Consider the following 12,749-nt stretch of genomic DNA (forward strand, 5'->3'; position numbering starts at 1 on the left):
CGATGCTCACCGAATCCCTGTACCGCGTCCTCGCCGTCGCGCGGATCAACTGGACCCTGCGGCTGCGCGACCCCGGCCAGTTCATCAGCTACCTGCTGATGCCGATGATCCTCATGCTCGTGTTCAAGCCCGTCTACAATCGGGCGTTCTCCAGCGGCACCCTGCAGGTGACGACCGGAATGCTGGTGATCTTCTCGACGCTGGCGCTGGCCATCGTCGGCACCGCGACGCTCACGGAACGCACCTGGCACACCTGGGACCGGCTGCGATCCACCCGCGTCACCACCGCCGAGCTGCTGCTCGGCAAGGGGCTACCGGTCTTCCTGGTCCTGCTCGCGCAGCAGACGATCCTGCTGACCTACGGCATGCTGGTGATCGGGGTGCGCCCGGCCGGGAACACGTGGCTGGTGGCGCTCGCGGTGGCCGTCTGGGGCACGACCCTGCTCGCCATCGGCACCGCGATCGCGGCCACGGTCCGCAGCCACGGCGAGTTGAGCGCGATCTGTGACATCGGCGGGTTGACCCTGACCACGCTGGGCGGCGCGTTCGTCCCCGTCGAGATGTTCCCTGGGTGGTTGCGGGCGGTGGCACCGGTGTCGCCGGGTTACTGGGCCCTGTCCATGCTGCAGGCCGCGCTGCGCGGGAACGTGCGGGGAACGCTGCTCGCGGCGGCCGTGCTGCTGGCGGTCGGCGTCGCCGCCGGAACCTACGCCACCTGGCGGCTGAGCCGCGGCCACGGCCGCACCACGGCGCTCTGACCTTCCCGCCCCCAGATGCCCGGCCCCCGCAGGACCACGGCCACCCGGAGACCGGGAGGCCGTAGCGGCCCGGAGACCGGGAAGTGGCCGCCGGGAGGTCGGGACGGCCCGGCCGGATGTGGTGCCGGTTCCAGGAGGGCGGGCGCGCCGGACGGCACCCGGGCGGGCCAATACGGTGGCTCAGCGCCTCCTGGCGCGCAGACTCTGCCTGCGGCGGTCGACGCGGGCCTGCCGGTCCGCGCCCGGCTCGGCGTCCTCGATCGCCGTCTCCATCGCCGTCTCCGGCGCCGCCTCTGTCTCCGGCGTGGTGGCGACGGCGAACGCGGCGGGCCGCGAGGCCTGGCGCGGGTCCTCCGAGGTGTACCGGAGGCTCCGGCCGACGAGCTCGGTGAAGTCCTGGGTGGACACGACCAGATGCGGCTCGCCGATGCGCAGCGCGTCGAGCATCGCCCGCCAGCCCTGCTCCGGCCCGATGCCGAAGACGGCCCGCCGCCGGGCGGAGACCTCCCCCGCCTCGGGGGCGTGCCCGTTCAGGCCATCGGCACAGGGGGACGAGACCCACTCGCCCCAGCCGATCGAGACGACTCGGGTGCCGGGCAGCGGCCTGGCATAGGCGAAGGCGTCGAGGCAGGCGCTGGCCGCGCAGGAGCCGAGCCGGCCCGCGCCGCCGCCGGTGGCCGCATCGCCGCCGGTGGCCGCGTCGGTCGAGGAGAACAGGACCACGAACCCGACCTGCTCGCCCGTCAGCTCCCGCAGCAGCGTCCGGGTACCCGCCACCTTCGGCGCCAGCACCTGGTCGATGCCGTCGGCGGTCGCGCACCGGGCCATGCCCGCGCCGGACACCCCCGCACCCGCACGCCCCACACCCGACACGCCCGCACTCCCCACACCCGCGCCCGACACGCCCGCGCCCGACACGCCCGCGCCCCACATGCCTGCGCCGGACACGCCCGCGCCGGACACGCCGGCGGCGTGCAGGACCCCGTCGAGGCCGCCATGGCGCTTCTTGGCCAGGTCGACGGCCTGGCGCACCACGGTGCGGTCGGCGACGTCGCCGCTGACGACGATCACCTCCGCGCCCAGGCGCTCCAGTTCGAGCACCTCACGCAGACGACGCCGCAGGGACGGGGCGGCGGCCTCGTCGCCCAGCACGACCGGCCACCGGGCCCGCGGCGGCAGCGGAGTTCTGCCGAGCAGGACCAGCTTGGCGGCGTACTCCCCGGCGAGGCGACGCGCCAGTGCCATGCCGACGGCACCCAGGCCGCCGGTGATCAGGTAGACGCCACCGCGACGCAGCCCAGGCACCGGTGGGGCGCCGTCCAGGACGGCCGGGCGTGGTGCGGGGCCGTACGACGGCGTCCAGCGCCGTCCCTCGCGCAGCGCCACGACGCGGTCGGTGGGTTCGCCGAGGAGCTCGTCGACGAGGTGCGTCGGCACGTCGGCGGTCGGCCGCCCGACGTCGATCAGTCGCCCTTCGGCACCCGGATGCTCCACCGGCAGCAGCCGGCACGCGCCGACCGCGGTGGCCTGCTCGGGTCGCATGCGCGCGGCGTCGGCGGGGAGCACGTACTGCGAGCCGGTGGTCACGACATCGAACCGCCAGGGGAAGCCGAGGTCGCCGTAAGCTCGCGCCAGCCCGACGAGGGTGTGCAGGCCGTACCGCACGGCACGCTCGGCCGGATCCCCGGCCCGGTCCCCGGCCCCGTCCTCGGGCCGGTCCTCTGCCGGAATCTCGACCAGGTCCTCGGCTGGGTGCTCGACCGAATCCTCGGCCAAGCCCACAACCGAGTGCTCGACCGAATCCTCGGCCGGGCCCAGAGCCGGGTACTCGGTCCGGTCCTTGGCGAGGCCCTTGGTCGTGGCCTCGCCGGGCGTTTCGAGGTGCCACAGGTGGACCACCCGGGTGGGCAGGCGCCCGGCCGCCTTGAGGACGTCGAGCAGCGCCCGCGCGTCCTCGGGCATGCCGGGCCGGATGGTGAAGCCGTCCTCGCTCTCGGCGTATCGGGCGCCGGGCGAGACCAGGACGTACGAGGCGCCGAGCGCGCCGAGGCGGGCGGTGAGGGCGTCGGTGACCGGCTCCGCGCCCGGTGCGGTGAGCACGAGCCAGACGCCGCCGACCGGCGCGGGCCGCCGAGGCGCGGTCTGCCGCCAGACGGGAAGGTGGAACCACTGGTCCTCCGGCAGCAGTGGCAGGACCTCCGGTTCGTCCTTCCGCGAGGCGGGGCCGCCGACTGCCGGCCCGGTGGCCGCCGGCCCGATGAGGGGGTCGCGCCGCGCCTCCAGCCAGAACGGCCGGCGTTCGAAGGGGTAGGTCGGCAGCGGCACCCGCCTCGGCAGCGCCACGCCGCCCTGACCCTGCGCCGCTCCGGCCTGGCTCTGCGCCGTGCCGTTGTGGTTCGGGGACGTCGCGGCACGGCCGTTGTAGGTGAGCCAGTCGACGTGGGCGCCGGTGAGCCATATCCGGCCGAGGGCCTCGGCGAGCACCTCGTCGTCGGGCCGGTCCTCTCCGGCCGAAGGCTGCGTCGGCACGATGAGGGGCCGGCGGTCCGGGCCGCACGCCGGGTGGGCGCCCACCATGGCGCCCAGCGACCGGCCGGGTCCGATCTCCACGAAAGCGGTGTCGGGGTCGGACAGCGCCACTGCCACCGCGTCGGCGAAGCGGACAGGGGCGCACATGTGCGCGGCCCAGTACCCGGGGTCGGTGACCAGGCCGGCGGTGGCGAGGGCGCCGGTGAGGTTCGACAGGTAGGGCAGGGCCGGCGGGCGCGGCGTCACCGAAGCGGCGACCCACGCGGTGAGCTCGTCGCGGACGCCGGCGAGCATCCGGGAGTGGAACGCGCGGGTGGCGGGCAGCTCCCGGCAGGCCACTCCCCGTTCGGTCAGTTCCCGGGCCAGCCTCGCGACCGCATCAGGCGGGCCCGCGACCACGACCTGGTCTCCGTGGTCGGCGGCGAGGTCGACACCCCGCGCGGCGAGGTCGGGGACCAGGCGGCGTAGCCGGGCCTCGCCGGCCGCGACGGCGAGCATGGCGCCGGCAGGGCACGCCGCGATCAGGCGCGCCCGGTAGGCCACCAATCGCAGCGCGTCGGGCAGGGACAGCACGCCGGACAGGCAGGCGGCCACGTACTCGCCGACGCCGTGGCCGATCATGGTGCTGGGCGTGACGCCCCAGTGCATGAGCGTGCGGGCCAGCGCGTACCCGGCGACGAACGCGGCGGATTCGGCCACCTCGATGTCGCGCGGCGGCGCTGTGGGCGGGTGCTGGTGCGGCTCGGTCTCGGGCGGAGCTTGCGACGGGGCCGGAAGGCCGGGTGGGGACGTCGGCGTGAGCAGCAGCGCCCGGATGTCGTCGGCGAGCGGCTCGCCGAGCAGCGCGCGGCATTCGTCGACGTGCGCGCGGAACACCGGTTCGGTGGCGTAGAGGCCGGCGACCATGCCGGGGAACCGCTCCCCCACCCCGGCGATGAGGAAGGTGACCGGGCGGGCGCGCCAGGTCTCCTGACGGGTGCGGGCCGGGGCGCCGCCGGCGGGCTCGCCGCGCAGCAGGGCCGCGGCCTGCGCGGTCGACGCCGCGACCAGGACCCGCCTGTGGTCGAACACCCGGCGTCCGGCCTGCAGGGTGAACGCGACGTCGGCCAGGCGCGGGGCCCGCTCGTCCAGGTGCCGGGCCAGCCGGGCACAGGACTGCTCGAGCGCGGCCTGCGAGCGGGCCGACACCGGAAGCACGTGGTGGCGGCGCGGCCCCGGCGGGCGCTCGGGAACCGGCGGGGGCTCCTGCACGACGACGTGGGCGTTGGTGCCGCCCGTGCCGAGGCTGTTGACGCAGGCGATGCGTGGCCGTCCGTCCGTCCGCGACCATGGCACCGGCTCGGCGCTGACCCGGAACGGGCCGCCCGCGAAGTCGATCGTCGGGTTGGGGGTGCGGAAGTGCAGGGTCGGCGGGATGACCTCCTCGCGCAGCGCCATGACGACCTTGATGAGCCCGGTGACGCCGGAGGCCCGGTCGAGGTGCCCGACGTTGGGCTTCACCGAGCCGAGCACGCAGCCCCGCTCCCGCGCGGCCTCGCCGAACGCCCGGTTCAGCGCCGCCACCTCGATCGGGTCGCCGAGCTCGGTGGCGGCCCCGTGGGCCTCGACGTAGCCGATCTCGTCGCCGCGCACGCCCGCGCCGGCCAGCGCGGCCGAGACCGCCGCGGCCTGCCCGGCCATGCTCGGCGCGGCGAACCCGAACCTCATCGAGCCGTCGTTGTTCACGGCCGAGCCGCGGATGAGCGCCAGCACCGTGTCACCGTCGGCGAGCGCCGCCCGTGCCGGCCTGAGCAGCACCACCGCCACCCCGTCGCCGTACATGGTGCCGCGGGCGCCGGCGTCGAAGGTGCGCACTCGCCCGTCCGGAGAGGCGAGGCCGCCGGGCGCGTACAGGTGCCCCACCGTGTCCGGCACCCGCACCGAGACCCCGCCGGCCAGGGCGAGCTCGCAGTCACCGGCGCGCAGCGCCTGGCAGGCCAGGTGCACCGCGACCAGCGACGTCGAGCAGAACGTCTGCACCGAGACGCTGGGCCCGGTCAGGTTCAGCTTGTAGGACACCATGGTGGACAGCGCGTCCTTGTCGTTGCCGGTGACCACCTCGAGGGAACCGGCGCCCAGGTCCCGCTCGAACTGGGCGCCGCGCTCCAGCATGTAGGTGCTCAGGTTGGCCCCGGCGAAGACGCCGACCCGGCCGCGCGTCTCGGGGTCGGGGTGGCCGGCGACCTCCAGCGCCTCCCAGGCGCATTCGAGGAACAGCCGCTGCTGCGGGTCGGCGATGGTGGCCTCGCGCGGGCTGAACCGGAAGAACGCGGCGTCGAACCCGCGTACGTCGTCGAGCACCGGGCGGGCGGGCACGTACGCCGGGTCGTCGGCCAGGGCCGGGGGGACGCCGCTCGCCAGCAGCTCCTCCCGGCCGAACCGGCGGATCGACTCGGTCCCGGAGGCGATGTTCGCCCAGAACTCCGCCACGTCGCGGGCTCCGGGAAACCGGCCGGACATGCCGATGACCGCGATGTCGGTGTCCCGGACCTGGTCGCCGGCGCCGACGACGGTGACGGGGTCGGCGCCGGTCTCGATCTCGGCGCCGGTCTCGATCTCGGTACCGGCGCCGGTGTCGTTGTCGGTGTCGGTGGCTGCCATGGTGCCTTGACCTCCAGGGGTGTCGGTCGCCGGTCGCACGGGCGGCGGCGTCACCGCCGGGCGGCGCCGACCGGCTCGGGCAGCAGGGCCAGCAGCCGCGGCGGCAGGTCCTCGTGCACCGGGTTGAGGTCCCGCGCCAGGAACATGTCCCGGCAGGCGCGCCGGCGGACCTTGCCGCTGGTGGTGCGCGGCACGCCGGAGGCGATCAGGACGATGCCGGGCATGGACAGGTCGAACGTCCGCACGATCGCCTGGCGCACCTGCAGCGCGAGTTCCCGCGCGGGCAGGCCGCGTAGCTGAGGGACGCTGGTCTCCTGCACGATCACGACGTGCTCGGGGTCGGCGCCGACCGCGAACGCCGCGCCGATCCTGCCCCGCAGCGCCGGGTGCACCGACTCGACGAGCTGCTCGACGTCCTGCGGGTAGATGTTGCGGCCGTTGACGATGATGACGTCCTTGAGCCGGCCGGTGACGTAGAGGTCGCCGTCCAGCAGGAAGCCCAGGTCCCCGGTGCGCAGGAACGGGCCTTCGCCGTCCGCGGTGTGCGCCCCGAAGGTCTCGCGCGTCTCGCCGGGCTTGTTCCAGTAGCCTCGGGCGATGCTGGCGCCGCGCGTCCAGATCTCGCCGACGGCGCGTTCGGCGAGCACCCGCCGCGTCCGCGGGTCGACGATGCGCACCTGCTGTTCGATCGGCCTGCCGCTGCTGACCAGGACCGTGCCGGCCCCGGCGGTGACCGGCACGATGTGGTGGCGGGTCAGCGCATCCCGGTCCACCTCGCAGGTGAGCGCGGCGCTCCCGCGGGGGGTCGCGGTGACCGCGAGCGTCGCCTCGGCCAGGCCGAAGCCGGGCTTGACGGCGTCGGGGCGCAGTCCCGCCGCCGCGAAGCGCCGGGTGAAGTCCGCCACCGTCCGCCCGCGGATCGGCTCGGCGCCGTTGATACAGGTGTGCAGCGTCCTGAGGTCGAGTTCGCGCAGTTGCTCGTCGGTGACCCGGCGCAGGCACAGGTCGTAGGCGAAGTTCGGGGCGAAGGTGTTGGTGGCGCGGTGCCGGGTCATCGCCTGCAGCCAGTGCGCCGGCCGCTTGATGAAGTGCGTGGGGGTCATCAGCACCGAGTCGCCGCCGGCGAACAACGGCGCGAGCAGCCCGCCCATCAGGCCCATGTCGTGGAAGTGCGGCAGCCAGCTGACCATGACCGTGCCGTCGTCCATGGCGCAGGCCGTCGTCAGCTCCCGCTCGTTGGCCAGCAGGTTGGCGTGGGTGACGATCACGCCCTTGGGTTCGCTGGTGGAGCCGGAGGTGTACTGCAGGAACGCGACCGTGCCGGGTCCGACGCCCTCGGGCATGCGCCACCGGGCGGCGTCGCCCAGCGGCGCGGCGTCGGTGACGAGGCAGTCGAGCGCGTCGAAGCGGCCGTCCTCGCGCAGCAGTTCGGTGACGCCCGGCGCGCTCTGCTCGGCGGTGAGCACCAGGCGCACGTCGGCGTCGATCATGATGCCCGAGATGCGCTTCATGCTGCGGCCGTCGTGCGGCAGCGGCGCGGGCACCGGGATCATGCCCGCGTACAGGGCGCCGAGGAACGCGATGAGGAACTCGGCGCCGTTCGGGTAGACCAGCAGCACCCGGCTGCCGACGGCCAGCCGCCGGGCCAGCCCGTCGGCGATCTGCCTGGCCCGCTCGTCGACCTGGCGGTAGCTGGTGCGCTCCTCCACCACTCCGCCGGCGATCTCCCGGACGACCGTGTAGTGGCGCCGGTCGGCGTAGCGCTCCAGCATCGCTCGGACATGGTGGACAAAGCTCGTGGACATCGGCTTCTCCTTGTCGCGGGAGCCCAGGCCCGGCCCGCGTGCGGCCGGCAGGGCCGGAAGTCGTCTTAGTCGTACCGGTCGGAACGGTTCAGGGTCGTCCATCGCTCACCCTCCATCGCGCGGTCGTGCCTCGGCGTCGCGCGTCCGGTGTCCCGAGGCCCGGCGTCGCCGGGCACAGCACCACGGCGGCGGCGCATCCGGCCGCGACGTCCAGCGGCCACAGCCGGCCCGCCGAGCGCGGGTCCGCGCCCAGGCGCACGGAGCCGGGACGCACCACGACGTCGCGCAGCCGGGCGATGCCGACGCCCAGGGCCTTGAGGTAGGCCTCCTTGGCCGTCCACAGGCGCAGGAACCGGTCGGCGCGGTCCTCGCCCCGGGCGGCGGCGACCCGGTCGGCCTCCACCGCCGGGAACATGGACCGCGCGACCGCGGCGTAGTCGACCAGTGCCGAGCCGTGCTCGACGTCGACGCCGACGCGTCCCGTGCCGCGCCACAGGGCGATCAGCGCGACGTCGCCGCTGTGGGAGAGGTTGAAGTCGAGCGGTCGGGCGCCGGGGCGGGCGCGCGGCGCGAGGCGTGGACGGCCCGTCTCGGAGGTGGCCAGCCGCACCGCCCGGGGGTGCAGGCGGCAGGCCTGGCCGAGCACGGTGCGCAGCGCGGCGCGCGCCACCGTGTACCGGTGCCGGTCCCCGGCCTGGGCGAAGCGCCCGGCGTTCGCCTGCTCGTCCGGGCTGAGCAGCGCCCAGGCGCGCCGGCGCGCGGCCACGTCCTGGTCCAGCGGCACCCGCCACAGGCGCAGGCCCTGGACCGGTGGTGGCAGGATGGTCAGCTCCACGGCGCGAGCTCCTCGGCGATCAGGGCGTGTACCCGCGTGGCCTGTTCCAGCACGGCGAAGTGGCCGCCGTGCAGCGTGTGCAGGCGGAACTCCGCGCCGGTGCGCGCACCCCAGGCGGCGACGTCGGCGACCGAGGCGCGGGCGTCGGCGGTGGCGGCGAACGCGGTGATCGGCACCTCCAGCGGCGCGTGCGGGGCGTAGTGGTGGCTCTCGTTGACGGCGAAGTCGGCGCGCAGCACCGGCGCCATCAGCGCGAGCACCTTCCGGTCGCCGAGCAGCTCCGGCGGGGTGCCGCCGAGCAGGCTCAGCAGGCCGGCCAGCTCGTCGAGGGAGGCGCCGGCCAGGCGGGGAAGGGTCTCGGCGAGCTGCGGGGCCTTGCGTCCGGACACGAACAGCCGCGCCGGCGGCGGGCAGCCCCTCTCGATCAGCTCCCGCACCAGTTCGTAGGCCAGCAGCGCGCCGAGGCTGTGCCCGAACACGGCGTACGGGCGGCTCAGCGTGGGCGCGACCTCGCCGGCCAGGTCCCGCACCAGCGCCCGGCAGTCCCGGTAGGGCCGCTCCCCCAGCCGGGTCTCCCGTCCGGGCGGCTGCACCGGCACCGCGCCGATCCAGGCCGGCAGCCCGGCGCCCCACCGCCGGTACGCCGAGGCGCCCGCCCCGGCGTGCGGCAGGCACAGCAACCGCAGTCGTGCCCCGGCGGCCACCGGACCGGGCAGCCATCTGCCGGCCCCGAGGTGTACGGACACCGTCGCGTCTCCCGTCCGGTCAGTCGGTGAGCAGGCGGACATAGGACGGCGGGGGCGGGATGGCGCCGAGGTCGGCCCGCAGCGTCACGTGCCGGCCGTCGCGGCCGAGCTCGTGGAAGCCGGCGAACGCGTAGGCGATCTGCATCATCCGGTTGCGGCCGGTCTCGACCAGGTCGGCGTGCAGTTCCACGCCGGCGTCGCGGGCCCGGCGCAGCAGGTGGTTGAGCACGATCGTGCCGACGCCGCGTGACATCACCCGGCACGACATCAGCAGCAGGCGCAGGTGCCAGATCTTCTCCGAGGTCTCGACGAGGACCAGCCCGATCTTGCCGTAGGAGCCGAACCGGTCGTCGAGGGTGACGACGTACAGCAGGTGGTCGTCGGAGGTGCGCAGCTTGTCGAGGTCGTCGTAGGAGTAGGTGCGGCCGGTGGAGTTGAGCTGGTTGGTGCGGACGGTCAGCTCCTCGGCGCGCTGGAGATCGTCGCGCGCGGCGGTCTCGATGCGCACGACGAGGTCGAGCTGGGCGAGGAACTCCTCGCCGGTGCCGACGAAGCGCTCCTCCTCGTCGTCGCGGCTGATCTGGCCGAGGTACATCTCGCGGCGCATGCGCGACTCGGCGGTGACGAACCGGGGCCGGAACTCCGGCGTCCGCAGCGCCCCGGCGAGGCCGGCCGGGTCCACGCAGAGGACCTGCGGGCAGGCCGCGGCCACCTCGGCCCGCTCGAACTCCTGGTCGTCGACGAAGGCGATCGCGTCGAGCCCGATGTTGAGCTTCTTGGCGATCTGCCGGACCGAGTGCGACTTGGCGTTCCATCCGATCTGCGGGTACAGGAACCTGTCGGCGAGGCCGGCCTTCTCGACCTGTTCCCAGGCCGCCTCGTGGTCGTTCTTGCTGGCGATGGAGTGCAGGATGCCGAGCCCGTCGAGCGCGTGGATCGCCTCGGCGACCTCCGGCTTCACCCTCACCGCGCCGTCCTCTAGCAGCACGCCGTCCCACAGCGTGTGGTCCAGGTCCCAGACCACGCACTTGACCCGGCCGCGGCGCTTCTCCTCGGACAGTTCGTCACCCATGAGCGACCTCCCTGTATGCGTCGGCGGCGATCGTGATCCGCTGGATCTCGTTGCTGCCCTCGATGATCTCCATGACCTTGGCGTCGCGGAACAGCCGCTCCACGGGGTGTCCCGGGGCGCAGCCCGCGGCGCCGTGGATCTGCACGGCCTCGGCGGCGTGCCGGGCGGCGGCGACGGAGGCGAAGTACTTCGCGACCCAGGTGGCCATGATCGTGCCCGCGTCGCCGCGGTCCTTGAGCCGCCCGGCCTCCTCGTACAGCAGCCGCGCGGCCCGGGTGTCGGTGACCATGTCGGACAACTTCGCCCTGATGAGCTGCAGGTCGCACAGCGGTCCCGAGCTCACTTCGCGCTGGGCGCTGTAGCGGGCGCAGGCGTCCAGGCATGCCTGCAGGATGCCGACCGACCCGGCGGCCACGCTGTAACGGCCCAGGTCCAGCACGCCGGTCATGACCATGCCGGCGGCGAAGCCGTCCGGGCCGACCAGAGCGTCGGGCCCGGCCTGCGCGCCGTCGAAGGTGACTTCGGCGAGCATGCTGCCACGGGTGCCGAGCATGCCGTGGATCGGGGTGACGGTCACGCCCGGCGCGTCGCGCGGCACCAGGAACGCTCCGATGCCGCCGCCGGTCCGGGCGAACACCAGGAACAGGTCGGCGCGCTGCCCTCCGGTGATCCACCTCTTGACGCCGTCGATGACCCAGCCCCGCGCTCCGCGGGTGGCCCGGGTGGTCAGGTTCGCGGCGTCGCTGCCCGCGCCCGGCTCGGACAGGCAGAAGGCGCCCAGCACCGTTCCGGCGGCGAGCCGCGGCAGCCACCGCTCCCTTTGCTCGGGGCCGCCGAAGCGCAGCACGGCCCAGGACACCATCCCGTGCACGGTCAGCAGGCTGCGCACCGACGAGCAGGCACGGCCCACCTCTTCGTGGACGTGGCCCACGGTCAGCATCGAGGCTCCCCGGCCGCCGTACTCGACCGGCAGGAACGGCGCCCACAATCCCGCGGCGCCGATCCGGTCGAGCGTCTCCCGCGGGACGCGGCCGTCCTGGTCGAACCGGCCGGCCAGCGGCGCCAGGTGGGTCTGCGCGAAGCGCCGTGCCGCGGCCCGGTCCACGGCGGGGCCCAGGTCGAGGGCGGCGGGCTCGGTCAGCGACGAGGTCATCGCCGTGCCCGCCGTCAGACCATCGCCGTCTGGCGGCGGACCAGCGCGGCGATCGAGTCGATGGTGCGGAAGTTGTCCAGGCGCAGCTCCTGGTTGGGCACCGTGAAGCCGAACGTCTTCTCCACGAACATGACCAGCTCCATCGCGAACAGCGAGTTCACGAACCCGAGCGAGAAGATGTCCTGGTCGTGGGCGAACTCCACCTGCGGGTAGCGCTGGTGGACGAAGGCGGCGATGGTCGTGGTGTCGTGGTCGGACATGATGTCCCTCCCCGGTGGTGGTTTGCGGCCGCACCGGACTGTGCGGCCGGACTGAGGGGCGCGGCCGGACCGGACCGTGCGGCCGGTCAGGCGGAGGCGCCGTAGTCGTAGAAGCCGCGGCCGGACTTGCGTCCGTGCAGACCGGCGTCGGTCATGGTGCGCAGCAGCGGGCAGGGCCGGTACTTGCCGTCGCCGTAGTGCTCGTACAGCACCTCGACGCTGTAGAGGATGGTGTCGACGCCGATCAGGTCGGCGGTCTCCAGCGGCCCCATCGGGTGGCCGAAGCAACTGCGGAAGACCTCGTCCACGGCCTCGGCGGTGGCGACGCCCTCGTGCACCAGGAACGCGGCCTCGTTCACGGTCAGCATCAGCACCCGGTTGGAGATGAAGCCGCAGGCGTCCTTGACGTCGACCGCCTTCTTGCCCATCGCGCCCAGCAGCTCGCGGGTGCGCCGCACGGTCTCGGCCGAGGTGTGGTGGCCCGGGATGAGCTCCACCGCCGGCTTCATCGGCACCGGGTTCATGAAGTGGACGCCGATCACCTGGTCCGGCCGGCCGGTCACCGACGCCACCTTCGTGATCGGCAGCGCGGAGGTGTTGACCACGAACACGGTCTCCGGTTTGCAGACCTGGTCCATCTCCCGGTAGAGCTCCCGCTTGAGCTCCCAGTTCTCCGTGATGTTCTCGATCACGAAGTCGGCTTCGGCCAGGGCCTCGGGGCCCATCGCCGTGGTGATGGACGCCAGCACGGCGGCGGCGTCCACGGCCGGGCCGCCGAGCAGCCGGCTCATCCGCGCCTGCGTCTCGATCTTCCGCAGCGCCGTGCCGAGCACCTGCGGGTCCTTGTCGATGAGGACCACCTGGTGCCCGGTCTGGGCCAGGTTCTGGGCCACGCCGGTGCCCATCACACCGGCTCCGGCGACACCGATCACGCTCATGGTCGACGTTCTC

At 74.2% G+C, this 12,749-nt stretch carries 9 protein-coding genes; 1 reads left to right on the forward strand and 8 read right to left on the reverse strand.

All coding sequences use genetic code 11. The features are described 5' to 3' along the window. Positions 1-2 precede the first annotated feature (2 nt). On the forward strand, positions 3-758 hold the full coding sequence (locus tag ACFQSB_RS30275) for an ABC transporter permease (protein ID WP_380830255.1): 756 nt from the start codon (positions 3-5) through the stop codon (positions 756-758). Between the two features lie 180 nt (positions 759-938). Here the strand turns inward: ACFQSB_RS30275 and ACFQSB_RS30280 are convergent, their stop codons facing one another. The 8 genes from ACFQSB_RS30280 to ACFQSB_RS30315 all read right to left on the reverse strand — a co-directional run bounded on the left by ACFQSB_RS30280 (position 939) and on the right by ACFQSB_RS30315 (position 12,736). Next, positions 939-5,927, reverse strand: coding sequence for a type I polyketide synthase (locus ACFQSB_RS30280; protein ID WP_380830256.1), 4,989 nt, complete (start codon positions 5,925-5,927; stop codon positions 939-941). Between the two features lie 50 nt (positions 5,928-5,977). Further along, positions 5,978-7,732, reverse strand: a complete 1,755-nt coding sequence (locus ACFQSB_RS30285) for a fatty acyl-AMP ligase (RefSeq protein ID WP_380830257.1) — start codon at positions 7,730-7,732, stop codon at positions 5,978-5,980. Positions 7,733-7,820: 88 nt separating this feature from the next. Then, positions 7,821-8,567 carry a 4'-phosphopantetheinyl transferase family protein gene (locus ACFQSB_RS30290; RefSeq protein ID WP_380830258.1) on the reverse strand — a complete coding sequence of 249 codons (747 nt, stop codon included), beginning with the start codon at positions 8,565-8,567 and terminating at the stop codon, positions 7,821-7,823. Further along, on the reverse strand, positions 8,558-9,313 hold the full coding sequence (locus tag ACFQSB_RS30295) for a thioesterase II family protein (RefSeq protein ID WP_380830259.1): 756 nt from the start codon (positions 9,311-9,313) through the stop codon (positions 8,558-8,560). The genes ACFQSB_RS30290 and ACFQSB_RS30295 overlap by 10 nt, the downstream gene beginning before the upstream one ends. Before the next feature lie 19 nt (positions 9,314-9,332). Next, positions 9,333-10,385 (reverse strand): HAD-IIIC family phosphatase, encoded by a 1,053-nt coding sequence (locus tag ACFQSB_RS30300; RefSeq protein ID WP_380830260.1) that lies wholly within the window; start codon positions 10,383-10,385, stop codon positions 9,333-9,335. Then, complete coding sequence (locus ACFQSB_RS30305; protein WP_380830261.1) at positions 10,378-11,538, reverse strand: acyl-CoA dehydrogenase family protein; 1,161 nt, start codon at positions 11,536-11,538, stop codon at positions 10,378-10,380. The genes ACFQSB_RS30300 and ACFQSB_RS30305 overlap by 8 nt, the downstream gene beginning before the upstream one ends. Before the next feature lie 14 nt (positions 11,539-11,552). Further along, positions 11,553-11,798, reverse strand: a complete 246-nt coding sequence (locus ACFQSB_RS30310; RefSeq protein WP_380830262.1) for an acyl carrier protein — start codon at positions 11,796-11,798, stop codon at positions 11,553-11,555. Positions 11,799-11,884: 86 nt separating this feature from the next. Continuing rightward, positions 11,885-12,736, reverse strand: coding sequence for a 3-hydroxyacyl-CoA dehydrogenase family protein (locus ACFQSB_RS30315; RefSeq protein ID WP_380830263.1), 852 nt, complete (start codon positions 12,734-12,736; stop codon positions 11,885-11,887). Positions 12,737-12,749 lie beyond the last annotated feature (13 nt).

This window comes from Sphaerisporangium rhizosphaerae (assembly GCF_042665155.1).
GTDB lineage: Bacteria > Actinomycetota > Actinomycetes > Streptosporangiales > Streptosporangiaceae > Sphaerisporangium > Sphaerisporangium rhizosphaerae.